The sequence below is a fragment of the Variovorax sp. 20P10.2.4 genome (assembly GCF_058244205.1).
This window is the reverse complement of record NZ_JBZAYE010000136.1, coordinates 1-14420: the sequence shown is the minus strand read 5'-3', so window position 1 is coordinate 14420 and position 14420 is coordinate 1. Positions and strand designations below refer to the sequence as shown.

The window sequence follows — 14420 nt, the reverse complement described above, 5'->3', positions numbered from 1 at the left end:
CTGATCGACACGGTCGAGGCCCTCGAGCGCAGGCGCGAGGCCGAGGGCAGCGCCAGCGTTCCGCCCTGCGTGGCGGCGACGTAGAAGCCCGACTGCGGCCGCGCGACCAGCACGCCGCGGTCCTCGAGCAGGCGGTAGGCCTGCAGCACCGTCGAGATGCTGATGCCGTGCTGCTCGCTGACGGCGCGCACCGACGGCAGGCGCTCGCCGGGCGCGAGCGTGCCGTTGTCGATCGTGTCGACGATCAGCTCGGCGAGCTGCTCGTAGCGATGGGGTGCGGGCACGTTGCCGGCCGCTTGCCTGTTGCGCTGAAGGGTGCCTGTGTTCATGAGGGGCTCGTGCATGACGAGGTTCGATTGTGGGCGAACCGGCTTCCGAAGGCACGCGAACTGTACTGGTCCGAATTCACGAAAATTGTGGCTGTTCCGATGGCCCGGCGATCACTAGCATGGCCCGTATTCCCTGCTGCCCGATACGCCCCGGGCTCTGGATGACCCTCCCACCCGGGCGACCTGGAAACGAATGACAGTGCTTGAACACGAAGCCCCCACGGCGGCGCAGCCGGCGTGGCGCGGCCGCTTTCCCTACAACGAGATCATTTCCCTGCTCGACGTGAACCGGCCGTTCAACCTGGCCGAGAGCACCTCGCAGGATCTGACGGTCGGCGACGTGCTCGACATGGCCGGACTCGAGACCCTGCGCGGCCTGAAGCTGGGCTATGGCCGCTCCGCCGGTTCGGTCGAACTGCGCGAGGAGATCGCCAAGGCCTGCGGCGTGCCGGCCGAACAGATCGTCACCACCCAGGGCACAGCGCTCGGGCTGTTCCTGCTGGCCTTCGAGGTCTGCCGGCCCGGCGACGAAGCGGTGCTCGTGACGCCCTGCTTTCCGCCGAGCCGCGACTGCCTGCGCGGCGCGGGCGTCACCGTGCGCGAGGTCGGGCTGCGCTTCGAGAACGGCTACCGGCTCGACCTGGACGCGATCGCGGCCAGCCTGTCGCCGAAGACGAGGCTGGTGAGCCTCGCCTCGCCGCAGAACCCCAGCGGGGTGCGCACGCCGCGCGCCGCCATCGAGCAACTGCTCGCGCTGCTGCAGCGCCAGGCGCCGCAGGCCATCCTGTTCATCGACGAGACCTACCGCGAGGCCGGCTACGGCGACGAGGCCGTGCCGGAAAGCCTGGCCGCGCTGCATCCGTGCATCGTCACGGGCGCCTCGGTGTCGAAGGCGCTGGGCGCGCCAGGCCTGCGCACCGGCTGGCTCACGGTGCCCGATGCGGACCTGCGCGCGCGGCTGGTCGTGGCCAAGATGAACACCGTGATCTCGGGCTCGGTGCTCGACGAGGCGCTGGCCACCGCGCTGCTGCGCCATCGCGAACCCGTGCTCGCGCCGCGCCGCCGGCTGCTCGCCGAAGGCCTCGCGACACTGGCGGCCTGGTGCGAGGCCGAGCGCGAGCGCATCGAATGGATCCGCCCGGACGGCGGCGCGCTGTGCTGCCTGCGCCTGCGCGCCGATCGCTTCGACGACAACGCAGTCGCGCGCTTCTGGCAACTGCTGCCGGGGCATGAATTGCAACTGGCCTCGGGCGCATGGTTCGGCGAGAGCGAGCGCGTCTTTCGCCTGGGCTTCGGCTACCTGCCGCCCGACCGCCTGGCGCCCGCGCTGTCCGCCCTTTCGGCGGTGCTGGACGCCGCCGCGAAGTGAATCCACGAAACTGACCCACGCAACGACATCCCCTGGAGCCCCGCATGAAACAACCCCATCGCTACACCGTGGTCGACGTCTTCACAGCCACGCCGCTGGCCGGCAATCCCGTGGCCGTGGTGTTCGACGCCAACGGCCTGGACATCGAGGCCATGCAGGCCATCGCGCGCTGGACCAATCTCTCGGAGACCACCTTCGTGCTGCCGCCCACCGTGCCCGAGGCCGACTATCGGCTGCGCATCTTCACGCCGCGCAACGAGCTGCCCTTCGCCGGTCATCCGACCCTGGGCAGCGCGCATGCCTTCCTCGAAGCCGGACGCGGCACGCTGCGCGACGGCGGCCGGCTGGTGCAGCAGTGCGGTGTCGGCCTCGTCGACGTGACGGTGGAGGACGGCCCCGAGGGCCGCGAACTGGCCTTCGCCCTGCCCTCCGCGCAACTGGCGCCGCTGGCGGCCGACGACCTCGCGGAGCTCGGGCGCATCCTGGGCCGCCAGCCGAACCCCGAGGCCGCGCCGGCCATCGTGGACGTGGGCCCGCGCTGGGTCGTGCTGCCGCTGGCCGACGCGGCCACGGTGATCGACCTGCAGCCCGACTTCGCGCGGCTCGCGGCCTTCGAGCGCCGCCTCGGCGTCACCGGCCTCATCGTGTACGGCCGCTATGCGCAAGGCGAGGTGGCGATGGAGGTCCGGGCCTTCGCACCCTCGAGCGGGGTCGAGGAAGACCCCGTCTGCGGCAGCGGCAATGCCAGCGCGGCGGCCTTCCAGTGGGAACGCGGCCTGTTGCCGCCCGACGGCATCGCCTACGTGGCCGCGCAGGGGCGCTGCGTGGGACGCGATGGGCGCGTGAAGGTGCGCGTCGATGCCCACGGCAAGGTGCGCGTGGGCGGTGCCTGCGTGAGCTGCGTGGAAGGCACGCTCGCGCTGTAGCGCTGGCTGGCGCGCCGTCCAGCGGATTGGCGCGTCCTGCGTCGACGAGCACTGCGGAACACGCGCCTGTAAATCTATAAGCTGCGGAGCTGATTTTTAATTGAATTAGCGCCTGCTAATGATTCTAAGGATTGACTTGGAGAATTAATCGTATTACGCGGTTTTGTTTTTCGACGCGACCCATAAAGATGAATGAATGAATAGGATCTCGGCTGTCTGCAATTGGCTTTGCAGGCAATTTCCTGTTTTCATTCTTAAGGTAAACAATGTCGAAGAAAATCATCTCTCGCTTCGCTGCGATCGCAATCGTCGCCGCCATGTCCCAGGCGGCCCTGGCCGCCGATGGCCAGATCAACTTCACCGGCGAAATCACGGACAGCATCTGCTCCCTGACGCCCGACAGCCAGAACCTGACCGTGCCGCTGGGCAAGGTGAGCCGCACCGCGTTTCCGACCGTGGGAACGGGTTCCACCCCGGCCAAGTTCACCCTGAACCTGGCCGATTGCCCCGCGGGCAGCAACAAGGCCAAGGTGACCTTCTCGGGCACGGCCGACAGCCGCAACGTGGATCTGGTGGCGATCGATGGCTCCGGCACCGGAACGCCGGCGGCCCAGGGTGTGGGCATCCAGATCGGCGACTGGGAAGGCCAGAAGATTGCGCTGGGCTCGGCCTCGCGCGAATACGCCCTGGCCCAAGGCACGAACAAGCTGCAATTCCAGGCGCGCTATGTCTCGACCTTGCCGCTGACGGGCGGTTCCCCGGCCGATCCCGTGCTCAAGTCGGGCCCGGCCAATGGCACCGCGCAATTCACGGTCGCCTATAACTAATTAGGCACCACGGCATGAGGCCCTCGCGGCCTCATGCCGTCATGGGCGCGCTGTCCCGCGGTGCAATGCCGCGCTCTTTTCGCGCCTTCATCTTCCGTTGATTTTTCCTTTGAGGCGCCGCTGCCGGCGCATCGGAGTGCTTGCGCGCGCGCGTCGTCGACGTGGGTCGCGCCGAGGAACAGATATGTGCAGCAATGAACGAATTCGGTGGGCGCTCGGCATCCTCGCGATGCTCTGCCTCCAGGGGCCGGCGAGCGCCAGCGTGATGCTTTCCGGCACGCGCGTGATCCTCCACGAGACGCAGCGCGAAACCTCCCTGCCGATGAAGAACACCGGGACCTCGCCCTATGTGGTCCAGGCCTGGGTCGATGCCGGCGATGGCAGGAGCAAGACCCCGCTGGTCGTCACGCCGCCGCTCTCGCGGCTCGATCCCGGCAAGGAAAACCTGCTGCGCATCATGCGTGTCGGCGGCGAGCTTCCGGCCGATCGCGAGTCGGCGTTCTGGCTCAACGTCAAGGAGATTCCCCAGACGCCGAATCAGGAGAACGTGCTGCAGGTGGCGATACGCAGCCGGCTCAAGCTGTTCTACCGGCCCACGGGCCTGCCGGGCTCGGCCACGGAGGCGCGCGCGCTGCTCAAGTGGACGGTGAGCGCACCGGCGCAAGGCCAGGGCGCGGTGCTCAAGGTCGGCAATGCGAGCGCCTTCCACGTCACCCTGCTGAAGCTGACGGTCAACCAGGGGCAGGGCCCCGACGGGAAGGACCAGGAGGAACTCGACGCGGGCATGGTGCCGCCGTTCGGCGAGCTGAGCTTTCCGATCCAGACGCTGAAGGCGCCGCGGGCCGTGCAGATCAACTTCACCACGATCAACGATTACGGCAGCGAATCGCCCGAGGAGTTCGTCAAGGTGCCCGAGGGCGCCGAACCCGTGCCCTTGAAGGCCGAGCCGGCTCGCGCGCTCGCGGCTTCGTCCAGCGGCGGTGCGCAGCGCTGAGACCATGACACGCACTCTTCCCCTGCGGGTGCGCGCACGCGTGCCCTTTCGCCTCGGCCTGTGCGCCGCCGCGCTCGGCGCGTGGGGCGCTCCCGTCATGGCGCAGCAGTTCGCCGCGTCGTCCTTCAATCCGAGCTTCCTCGGCGTGGGTGGCGACCAGCAGAATGCCGACCTGTCGCTCTTCGCCTTCGGCAATCGCGTGCTGCCGGGCTCGTACACCGTCGATGTCTCGCTCAACGAGCGACGCGCCGGGCAGGCCACGATCCGTTTCGACGCCAAGGAGGGCAGGAACGACGCCGAGCCCTGCCTCACGCGCGCCATGCTCGATGCATGGGGCGTCAACGTGGCGGTGTTCCCGGCCTTGATGGCGCTGGCCGACGAGGCCTGCGTCGATCTGGGCACGGCCATTCCCGAAGCCTCTTTCGGCTACGACGTCGACAAGATGCACCTGCGCATCGACATCCCGCAGGCGGCGATGAAGCGCTCGGCGCGCGGGGCCGTGGACCCCGGCATGTGGGACCGGGGCATCACGGCCGGGATGCTCGACTACCAGGTCAACGTCGCCCGCTACGGTGGCGACGCCTACCGTCGCAGCGCCGACCCCTTCGCCACGCCGCGCAGCGTGTTCGACGGCAACCCCTTCCCCGGGCCCGACAGGCAGCCCCGGCGCGACACCCTGTTCGTCGGCTTGCGCGGCGGCTTCAACCTCGGCGATTGGCGCTTTCGCCATTTCTCGACCTACAACCGCGGCATCGATGGCGCGGGCCGATGGCAGGCCGTCAACACCTATGCCCAGCGCGACCTGATGCCGCTGCAGGCGCAATTGCTGATCGGCGATGGCAGCACGCCCGGCAACCTGTTCGACAGCATTGCGTTTCGCGGCGTGCAACTGGCCACCAACGAATCGATGCTGCCCGACAGCCAGCAGGGCTACGCCCCCACCATCCGCGGCATTGCACAGACCCATGCGCGCATCACGGTGCGGCAGAACGGCTACACCATCTACAGCACCTTCGTGGCACCGGGCGCCTTCGTGATCGACGACCTCTATCCCACGGCCTCGAGCGGTGACCTCGAGGTGAGCATCGTCGAGGCCGATGGCCGGGAGACCCGCTACATCCAGGCGTTCTCCGCGGTGCCCACGCTGCTGCGCGAAGGCACATGGCGCTATTCGGCCACGCTCGGCAAGTACCGCAGCGCGCGCGGCCAGAGCTTGTCCTTCGCGCCCGACTTCCGCGATGGCGGTCTGTCGTTGCTGCGGGCCTGGCAGCGGTCATCGCGTGCCGAACCGACCTTCGCGCAGGGCACGGTGGCACGTGGCCTGGGCAACGGCTACAGCGTCTACGGCGGGCTGATCGCCTCGGGGCGCTACCTGTCGGCGATGGCGGGCGTGGGCAAGAACATGCGCGCCTTCGGTGCCGTGTCCGCCGACCTGTCGGCCGCGCGTGCCTCGGTGTCGACGCCGCTGCTGGCCGAGCAGCACTACAACGGCCAATCGGTGCGGTTCCTGTATGCCAAGGCCTTCGATGCGGGAACCACCGTGCGCGTGGCGGGCTATCGCTATTCGACCAGCGGCTACCGCACCTTCCAGGAGGCCGCGGACATGCAGGGACTGGACCCGCTGGAACGCCTTCACAACCGCCGCAACGAACTGCGGCTGGAGTTGTCGCAACGTCTGGGCGACTGGGGCTCGGTGTTCGCTTCGGCGCGTCAGCAAAGCTATTGGGGAACCGGCGCCAAGGACAGCCTGGTGCAGATGGGCTACTCGGGCAGCTTCAAGCAGTTCGGCTACAGCATCCACTACAACCGCAGCACCAGTCAGGGTCGTGCGCCGAACAACCAGATCATGTTCACGTTGAGCGTTCCGCTCGGCGGCTCCGCGGCCAGCGTCCAGTATTCGGTATCGCACGAGCGCAACGGCGGCACCAGCCATCAGGCCAGCGTGTTCGGCACCGCGCTCGAGGACGCCCGCCTCACCTACAACCTGTCGGGAAACCGCATCGAAGCGCAGGGGTCGACCAGTCATGCGAGCCTCAGCTACCTGTCGAGAATCGGGCGTTTCGAGGGCGGGATTTCGCAGAGTTCCGGCCATCGGCAAGCCACCTTCGGCATGGCGGGCGGGCTGCTGCTGCATGGCGATGGCCTGACCCTGGCGCAACCGCTGGGCGACACCATCGCCCTGGTGCATCTGCCCAAGGCCTCGGGCGTGGGCATCGAATCGCAACCCGGCGTGGCGACCGATGGCGCAGGCATCGCCGTCGTCTCCAACCTTTCGCCCTATCGGATCAACCGCCTGGCCGTGCGCACGCAGGACCTCGGCGACACCGTGGAGGTCCGCAACGCCGCGACCGAGGTGGTCCCCACGCGCGGTGCCGTGGTGCGCGCGACCTTCGAGACCTCGGTGGGCCATCGGCTGATGCTGACGCTGACGCGGGGCAACGGCGAGCCCATGCCCTTCGGTTCGCGCATCGAGAACGAAGCGGGCCAGGAGATGGGCATCGTCGGTCCCGATGGCCAGGCCTTCGTCAGCGGGGCCGAGTCGGCCGGGACGCTGACGGTGATCTGGGGCCGCCGCACGGGCGACCGATGCAGCGTGTCCTACGCGCTGCCCGAAGAAACCAGTCCGCCGCCGATCCGCGAGATCGCGGGGCAGTGCGATGCGGACATCAACGCCGAGAGGAAGAAAGAATGAGAAATTGGCATCGTCGATCCGACCATCGAGCGGCGGCCATTGGGTGGAAGGTGTCGCGCCTCGTGCTGCTCCTCGCCACGCTGTGGCTGGCGGGCATGCAGGGCGCATGGGCAGCGTGCGTGCGCTATCCGGGCGCGTACGAACACATCGTCTACATGAACATGGGAAACGTCTACGTTCCCGACGGACTGGCGGTCGGAGGAACCATCAAGACGCAAAGCTTTCCCATCTGGGTCAGCGGCACCGGCGATCTCATGTTCAATTGTCGGGGCGGCGGCTATGTCTACGGAACGGTGCTGCAGGGCTCGCCCATACCGGGCTTCTTCAACGTCTACTCCACGCAAGTGCAGGGCATCGGCATCCGGCTCTCGCGCGTCGTTGACGGCTCCTTTCTCGTCTACTACCCGCACACCATGCCAACCCCCAGTGGCACCGGTCAACTGGCTGCGGGCACGTCGTTCCAGGTGGAGTTGATCAAGACGGCCGACAGCACCGGCAGCGGCTCGCTGGCCGGCGGAACCTACACCCGCTACTACGGCGATGGCGAGCCTTACTGGTCGGCGTTGACGACCATTCTCTCGGGGGATGTCAGCGGCATCACGATCATCACGCCGTCGTGCTCCGTCGATGCGGGCTCGCGCAACATCCCGGTGGAATTCGGGCGTGTGTCGCTCAGCAACTTCAAGGGGATGGACTCCACGACGGGCGATCGAAGGTTCAGCATCAAGCTCCGGTGCCAGGCGAATCCGAACCTGCAGAAATGGGTGGACCTGCGCATGGACGCGACGCAGGACCCGTCGAACCGGCAGGGGGTGCTGAGGATCACGCAGGGCGGCGCGGGCATTGCGACGGGCGTGGGCATCCAGCTCCTGGGTGGCGATGCCCAGCCGGTGCGCTTCGGCAAGGGCATGCAGGTCGGCCCGATGAAGAACGGCAGCTACGACGTGCCCTACACGGCCCGCTACTACCAGACCGCCGCGAGGATCCGGCCGGGCCGCGCCGACGGCACCGCGACCTTCACGCTCGAATACCGCTGAGACAGTCGGCGTTCGTCGCGTGGGCAGCGCACCTTCGGGTGGCGTCTGCCCACGCGCCGCTTTCGGGCCGAGCGCGGCGGCGATGGAGAAGCGCCGCGGGCGCTACGAAGTGAATGGCGAGCCCAGCACGACCAGGCGATAGCCGATCCCGTAGATCGTGAGGAGCTGAACCCCCCTGTGCGGCCCGAGTTCCAGCTTCTTGCGCAGGCGCGTCATGTGCACGTCGAGCACGCGCGAGCCGGGATTGGCGAGCCGATCGAAAAGCCGGGTTTCGATCTCTTCACGGGTGATGACCTTGCCGAGGTTCTCGAACAGGATGAGCGCGATGTCGAACTCGCGCGGCTGCAGGCGGACCTCCTCGCCATCGACCATCACGATGCGTCGCAATCGCTTGAAGTAGTAGCCGCCGCAGACCAGGTCCTGCTCGGCCGGCAGATCGACGGGGGCCTGCTTTCGCGATTGCAGCAATTGCAGCCGCATCGACAACTCCGCGCCATTGACGGGCGCGGTGACGAACTCGATGCGTTCGCTGTTGAGCGGTTCGTCGTTGAAGGTGGAGGCCACGTTCATCGCATCGCGCGATATGACGACCAGGACCGGCAGTTTCACCATGCCGCGCAAGCTGGCCCAGCGCCGCTGGTTCCATGCCTTGTCCGCGCAGGCGACCAGGGCATCGTACCGACGCCCCAGGGAGATCGAATCCCACAGGGCCTGCACCGAATCGAACGCGGCCGAGGTGAAACCCTGCGAATCCAGCGCGGTGCGCAGGGGACCGCGCTCATGGTCGTCGCCGAAGATCAGGGCCAGGGAGGAAATGGATTGGAGCGTGGACGGCTTCGTGTTCTTGCTCGACGTCATGGTGCACGGCCCTCCACACCTCGCATGGAGCGCTCGCTGCGTACGCTCGGCAGGTCGGCGGGCTCGCGACATGCGCCCTCACCTGATCTTGCTGCTGATTCCCTCATCCCCTGCCCCGCGCGGCTTCGGCCGCTTATGCCTGTTTATAAAAAATGAAATTTAAAAAATGAGATTGAATACTCATTTCCATCGCAATGCATTATCAATCTTGAGTCTGGACGGGGTGAGCTCCGGATAAGGATTTTGTGGATTTCTTGTGATTATGAACTATATAAATGATCGATATGAGGGAAATTATATTCCCTCAAAAGCTAATTTGCTGAATCTATATTAACAATTGCGAGCGTACAAGTGCATGTGGAATTAAGGGGTTTATTTAAATTTTGTTTTCATTCGCGCGAAGAACATTTGCAAATGCTTCGAGTTGCGAATGAGTTGATAACTTGTCGGAATCGGCCGCCGGTCTCGAGGCAGCCGGCGGACGATCCGTTGCTCGCGGGTCAGTCGTGCGCCCGCGGCCGCCTGCCGGTGCCCACGCCGGCGGTCGGCACCAGTGGCAGCCCCAGCCGCGCGGCCGCCTCTTCCTGCACCGCCATCGCACGCTCGAAGCCCGCGCGCGCGCTCAGCCGCGACCAGTACGCATCCACCGCCGGGCCGAAGCGCTCGTGCAGCCCCAGCACGCGCGCCAGCATCAGGGCGTAGCCGAGCGAGATGTCGGCGGCCGTGAAGCGGCCGGCGCAGGCGAAGTCCTGCGTCTCCAGCAACTGCTCGATCGTTCGCAGGCGGCCGTGGAAGAACTGCGCATAGTCCTGCGCGGCCTGGGGCAGCCGGCGCTCCTGCGGCTCGAGCGTGCCGTAGCGCAGCACCAGGGCCTGCGGAAAGGTCAGCGAGGCCTCGCCGAAGTGCAGCCAGTTGAGGTACTGCGCATAGCCGGCCTCGTCGCGTTCCACGTTCAGCGGCGTCGGTGCATGCAGGCTGGCCAGGTACTGGCAGATCGCGACCGACTCGTTCATGCGGATCTCGCCATCGACCAGCAACGGCACCGTGCCCTGCGGATGGATCGCGAGGTAGTCGCGCTGCAGCACGCGTGGCGGAAACGGCAGCATCTCCAGCCGGTAGGGCGTGCCCAGTTCCTCGAGCATCCAGAGAACGCGGAACGAGCGGGCATTCGCGCAGTGGTAGAGCGTGATCATCGGGTGCGGGGCTCGCGCCGGGAGTGGGCCCGCCGATCGTCGCTCGCAGCATGCCGGCGCGCCTTGCGTCGATTGGCTGAGTTGCCGCGCGCCGCCATGCCAGCCAGTCTGCGCAAGCGCCGCCCCGCCCGACGCGCATAGCCTGCGCATCCCGCGATCGAGCGATCGCGATTCCGGAGCGTTCATGCCTTCCCTGAAATCCAAGACCCTCTTCGTCACCGGTGCGAGCCGCGGCATCGGCAAGGCCATCGCTTTGCGGGCCGCGCGCGACGGCGCCAACATCGTGGTCGCCGCGAAGACCGCGACGGCCGATCCGCGCCTGCCGGGCACCATCCACAGCGCCGCCGAGGAGATCGTCGCGGCCGGCGGCCAGGCGCTCGCGGTGGTGGTCGATGTGCGCGACGAGGCCCAGGTCCGCGCGGCCGTCGATGCCGCCGTGGCGCGCTTCGGCGGTATCGACATCCTGGTCAACAACGCCAGCGCGATCCACCTCGAAACGGTGGAGCGCACGCCGATGAAGCGCTACGACCTGATGTTCGAGATCAATGCGCGCGGCAGCTACCTCTGCGCGCAGGCCTGCCTGCCGCACCTCGAGAAGGCCGCCAATCCGCACATCCTGACCCTGTCGCCGCCGCTGGACCTGAACCCCAAGTGGTTCGCGCGCCATGCGGCCTACACCACCTCGAAGTACGCGATGAGCATGCTGAGCCGCGGCCTGGCCGAGGAGCTGCGCGAACGCGGCATCGCGAGCAACTCGCTGTGGCCGCGCACCGTGATCGCCACCAGCGCGCTGCGCATCGCGGCGCCCGAGGTGGCGGGCCAGGCGCGCGTGCCGGCCATCATGGCCGACGCCGCCTGGCACATCCTGACCCGGCCGAGCCGCGAGCTCACGGGCCAGCTGCTGCTCGACGAGCAGGTGCTGCGCGAGGCCGGCGTGACCGACTTCGCGCCCTACCTCGTGACGCCGGGCGTCGAGCCGCTGATCGACTTCTTCGTGGAACCGTGACCGCTTCGCTTCGCCCCCCTTCAGGAGACCCTCGCATGCAGACCATCGACCCCGAACGCGCGGCCATCGCGCGCGTGTCCCTCGCCGACATCGTGCGCCGCGGTGCACGCCGCCATCCCGGCAAGACCGCCGTGATCCAGGGCGAGCGGCGCATCAGCTTCGCCGAACTCGACGCCGGCAGCGAGCGCGTCGGCGAGGCGCTGCGCGACCAGGGATTCACGGGCCACCGCATCGCGACCCTGTGCCTCAACTCGATCGAGCACCTGAGCGCGATCCAGGCCATCCACAAGTCGGGCAATGTCTGGGTGCCGGTCAACGTGCAGCTCGACGCGGCCGCGATCGAGCATGTGCTGAGCCATGCCGAGGTCGGCGCCGTCTTCATCGACGCGCCGCTGCTTGCCGTGCCGGCGCTGCGCGCGCTGATCGAGCGCCTGGGCCTGCTGACGGTCGTGATCGGCGGCCCGCAGCCGGCCGCCGCGGGCACCCTGCCCTTCGACGCGCTGGCCTCGCGCGCGCCCGCGCAGCCGCTGGGCGCGCCGGGCGGCGACGACGAGCTCGCGCTGATCATGTACACCAGCGGCACCACCGGCAAGCAGAAAGGCGTGATGCATTCGCACCGCTCGGTGCATGGCGCGCTGCTGAGCTGCGCGCAGAGCTTCGAGGCCACCGAGCACGACGTGGTCGGCTCGGTGCTGCCGCTGTTCCATTGCGCGCAGCACACCATCAGCATGGGCGCGCTGCTGACCGGCGCCACGATCTGGCTGGCCAGCGGCTTCGATCCCGCGGCCATGCTGGCGGCGATCGAGCGCGAGCGCATCAGCTGGCTGTCGTGCCTGCCGATGATGTACGACGCGCTGATGAAGCATCCGCAGCGCCCCACCACCGATCTGTCGTCGCTGCGCCTGTGCATGTACGGCCTGGCGCCGATACCGAAGAACCTGCTCGCGCAGATCCGCAGCGAGATGTGCGCCGACGTGCGCCTGGGCACCGGGCAGACCGAGATGTACCCGCCGACCATGGTCTACCGCGCGAGCGACCATCCCGGCAAGGACGGCAACTGCTGGGGCATGTCGGTGGCGGGCGTCGAGACCGCGGTGATGGACGACGACGGCCGGCTGCTCGGGCCGGGCGAGATCGGCGAGATCGTCCATCGCGGTCCCAACGTCTTCCTCGGCTACCTCAAGGACCCCGAGGCGACGGCCGCGGCGCGCCGCTTCGGCTGGCACCACACGGGCGACATCGGCATGTTCGAGGCCGACGGGCAGATGCTGTTCCTCGACCGCAAGAAGGACATGATCAAGTCCGGCGGCGAGAACGTCTCGAGCATCAAGCTCGAGGCGGTGCTGCTGGCCCATCCCGCGGTGGGCGCCGCGGCCGTGGTGGGCCTGCCGCATCCGCACTGGGGCGAGGCGGTCGCGGCCTTCGTGGTGCGGCGCCCCGCCGCCGAAGCCTGCGGCGAGGACGAACTGCTGGCCTTCTGCCGCGAGCGCCTGGGCCGCTTCGAGGTGCCGAAGTCGATCCGCTTCGTCGATGCGCTGCCGATGACGCCGACGGGCAAGGTGCAGAAGTTCCAGCTGCGCAGCGGGCACCTGGAGCTGTTCGCGCCGGGGCAGGGATAGCACCGCCATTCTCGTGTTCATCTATCGGACAAAGCCATGGTTTCGGGAAAGGGGTGCGCGAACAATCGATCGCATCGACGACCCGAGGCGGGATCGCGGGACACCGGTCCCGCGCCCGAAAGACCATGTTCTTCTACTTTCCCGACAACTACCGCTGGTCCCTTGCCGTGCTGCGCGCCATCGCCGCGGGCGGGCTGTTCGGCGAGATCGACTGGGCCTGCTCCCGGCTGAAGGACGCGGCGCGCGTGCAGCCCTCGGGCGACGTCGAGGCCTGGCATGGCGCCTGGAGCGAGCTCGGGCGCCAGCTCGAACAATCGGCCGCCGACGCGCTGGCGCGCGGCCATCGCGTGAGCGCCAGCGACTTCTCGCTGCGCGCCTCGGTCTACCACCAGTGGGCCGAGGGCCTGCTCGACCCCGACGACCCGCGCGCTGAGCAGGCCTATGCGAAGCACCTGTCGTGCTTCGCGAGCTTCGCCCGGCATCGCGATCCGGCGATCGAGCTGGTCGACATCCCGTTCGAGGGCAGCGTGATCCCGGCCTACCTGGTGCCCGCCGTGGGGCGCGAGGGGCCGGGGCCGGTGGCGCTGCTGTCGGACGGCCTCGATGCGAACAAGGAGGAGATGTTCTACGTGGCGCAGAACCTCGCGCGGCGCGGCATCGCCACCCTCGCCTTCGACGGCCCGGGCCAGGGCTCGGCGCTGCGCGTGCACGGCCTGACCGCGCGCCACGACTTCGAGCGGCCGGTGACGGCCTGCGTCGACTGGCTGGTGCGCCGCGCCGACGTGGACCCCGCGCGCATCGGGCTGGTGGCCGCGAGCTGGGGCGGTTACTACGCGCCGCGCGCCGTGGCCTTCGAGAAGCGCATCAGGGCCTGCGCCGTGATGGGCGCGGTCTTCGACACCCATGCCTGCATGGTGCGGCGCGTGGGCTACGTGCCGGGCCAGGGCGCGACGCAGCTGGGCAACAGCGCGCCGCTGGGCACCACGGGCAAGCAGATCCTGCGCATCCTCGGCGTGCCGGACTGGGAGCGCGCGTTCCGCAAGCTCGAGGACTTCCGCCTCGAGGGCGTGGCCGCGCGCATCGACTGCGACCTGTTCATCGTGCATGGCGCCAACGACCGCCATGCGCCGCCCTCCGAGGCGCAGCGGCTGCTCGACGCGGTGAGCTCGCGCCACAAGCAGCTGCGCGTGTTCACCGAGGAGGAAGGCGGCGCGGCGCACGTGAACCTCGACCGGCCCGAGCCCGCGCTGAGCCTGGTATGCGACTGGATGGCCGAGCGCCTGGCGGCGGGAGAGCGCACATGAGCGCCGTGCCGGGCCGCCCCAAACAAGCTCGCACCGCAGTGCGAAGCACGAAGGTACTGCGATGACCGCGGCCGACCCGCGCTGGATCGTCCACCAGGTGCGCGACGAGGTGAGCACCCTGCGCCTGCAGCGCCCGCAGGCCGGCAACCGGCTGACCAACGACATGGCGCTGGCGCTGGCCGACGCGCTCGATGCGGCGCACGCCAGCCGCGTGATCGTGCTCGAGGCCGAGGGCCCTGACTTCTGCCTGGGCCGCGAGATGGCGC

Annotated in this window: 12 protein-coding genes and 1 pseudogene; 10 read left to right on the top strand and 3 right to left on the bottom strand. The window is 68.3% G+C overall.

The window, feature by feature from the left end:
* Positions 1–329: GntR family transcriptional regulator (locus AC27VN_RS15475; RefSeq protein ID WP_490877085.1), on the bottom strand; the 329-nt coding region annotated here is incomplete at its 3' end.
* Positions 330–522: 193 nt separating this feature from the next.
* Here AC27VN_RS15475 and AC27VN_RS15470 point away from each other — a divergent pair.
* The 6 genes from AC27VN_RS15470 (at position 523) to AC27VN_RS15445 (ending at position 8174) form a co-directional block, all read left to right on the top strand.
* Positions 523–1698, top strand: a complete 1176-nt coding sequence (locus AC27VN_RS15470) for a pyridoxal phosphate-dependent aminotransferase (RefSeq protein ID WP_490877084.1) — start codon at positions 523–525, stop codon at positions 1696–1698.
* Positions 1699–1742: 44 nt separating this feature from the next.
* Complete coding sequence (locus tag AC27VN_RS15465; RefSeq protein ID WP_490877083.1) at positions 1743–2624, top strand: PhzF family phenazine biosynthesis protein; 882 nt, start codon at positions 1743–1745, stop codon at positions 2622–2624.
* Between the two features lie 266 nt (positions 2625–2890).
* Complete coding sequence (locus AC27VN_RS15460) at positions 2891–3451, top strand: fimbrial protein (protein ID WP_490877082.1); 561 nt, start codon at positions 2891–2893, stop codon at positions 3449–3451.
* A gap of 184 nt (positions 3452–3635) precedes the next feature.
* Entirely contained in the window at positions 3636–4445 is an 810-nt protein-coding gene (locus AC27VN_RS15455) for a fimbrial biogenesis chaperone (protein ID WP_490877081.1), read from the top strand.
* Positions 4446–4449: 4 nt separating this feature from the next.
* Entirely contained in the window at positions 4450–7137 is a 2688-nt protein-coding gene (locus tag AC27VN_RS15450) for a fimbria/pilus outer membrane usher protein (RefSeq protein WP_490877080.1), read from the top strand.
* A 62-nt stretch (positions 7138–7199) separates the two neighbouring features.
* Positions 7200–8174: a fimbrial protein gene (locus tag AC27VN_RS15445; protein WP_490877079.1), complete on the top strand. Its 975-nt coding sequence runs from the start codon at positions 7200–7202 to the stop codon at positions 8172–8174.
* 102 nt (positions 8175–8276) lie between these two features.
* Here AC27VN_RS15445 and AC27VN_RS15440 read toward each other — a convergent pair whose 3' ends face one another.
* Positions 8277–9032 carry a winged helix family transcriptional regulator gene (locus AC27VN_RS15440; protein ID WP_177239475.1) on the bottom strand — a complete coding sequence of 252 codons (756 nt, stop codon included), beginning with the start codon at positions 9030–9032 and terminating at the stop codon, positions 8277–8279.
* A 500-nt stretch (positions 9033–9532) separates the two neighbouring features.
* Positions 9533–10225 carry a glutathione S-transferase family protein gene (locus AC27VN_RS15435; protein WP_490877078.1) on the bottom strand — a complete coding sequence of 231 codons (693 nt, stop codon included), beginning with the start codon at positions 10223–10225 and terminating at the stop codon, positions 9533–9535.
* A 184-nt stretch (positions 10226–10409) separates the two neighbouring features.
* On the opposite strand from AC27VN_RS15435, the gene AC27VN_RS15430 reads away from it, so the two are divergent.
* The 4 genes and pseudogenes from AC27VN_RS15430 to AC27VN_RS15415 all read left to right on the top strand — a co-directional run.
* Positions 10410–11231: an SDR family oxidoreductase gene (locus AC27VN_RS15430; RefSeq protein WP_431514047.1), complete on the top strand. Its 822-nt coding sequence runs from the start codon at positions 10410–10412 to the stop codon at positions 11229–11231.
* A gap of 35 nt (positions 11232–11266) precedes the next feature.
* Complete coding sequence (locus AC27VN_RS15425) at positions 11267–12850, top strand: class I adenylate-forming enzyme family protein (protein ID WP_490877077.1); 1584 nt, start codon at positions 11267–11269, stop codon at positions 12848–12850.
* Between the two features lie 125 nt (positions 12851–12975).
* Complete coding sequence (locus AC27VN_RS15420; protein ID WP_490877076.1) at positions 12976–14154, top strand: alpha/beta hydrolase family protein; 1179 nt, start codon at positions 12976–12978, stop codon at positions 14152–14154.
* Between the two features lie 61 nt (positions 14155–14215).
* Positions 14216–14420: pseudogene (locus tag AC27VN_RS15415) on the top strand (enoyl-CoA hydratase); the annotation flags it as partial.

Excerpts from the sequence above, each read along its gene's own strand:
- AC27VN_RS15420 (WP_490877076.1), top strand. The coding sequence starts at position 12,976 with ATGTTCTTCTACTTTCCCGACAACTACCGCTGGTCCCTTGCCGTGCTG.
- AC27VN_RS15470 (WP_490877084.1), top strand. The coding sequence starts at position 523 with ATGACAGTGCTTGAACACGAAGCCCCCACGGCGGCGCAGCCGGCGTGG.
- AC27VN_RS15460 (WP_490877082.1), top strand. The coding sequence starts at position 2,891 with ATGTCGAAGAAAATCATCTCTCGCTTCGCTGCGATCGCAATCGTCGCC.
- AC27VN_RS15450 (WP_490877080.1), top strand. The coding sequence starts at position 4,450 with ATGACACGCACTCTTCCCCTGCGGGTGCGCGCACGCGTGCCCTTTCGC.
- AC27VN_RS15435 (WP_490877078.1), bottom strand. The coding sequence starts at position 10,225 with ATGATCACGCTCTACCACTGCGCGAATGCCCGCTCGTTCCGCGTTCTC.
- AC27VN_RS15440 (WP_177239475.1), bottom strand. The coding sequence starts at position 9,032 with ATGACGTCGAGCAAGAACACGAAGCCGTCCACGCTCCAATCCATTTCC.
- AC27VN_RS15425 (WP_490877077.1), top strand. The coding sequence starts at position 11,267 with ATGCAGACCATCGACCCCGAACGCGCGGCCATCGCGCGCGTGTCCCTC.
- AC27VN_RS15465 (WP_490877083.1), top strand. The coding sequence starts at position 1,743 with ATGAAACAACCCCATCGCTACACCGTGGTCGACGTCTTCACAGCCACG.
- AC27VN_RS15430 (WP_431514047.1), top strand. The coding sequence starts at position 10,410 with ATGCCTTCCCTGAAATCCAAGACCCTCTTCGTCACCGGTGCGAGCCGC.
- AC27VN_RS15455 (WP_490877081.1), top strand. The coding sequence starts at position 3,636 with ATGTGCAGCAATGAACGAATTCGGTGGGCGCTCGGCATCCTCGCGATG.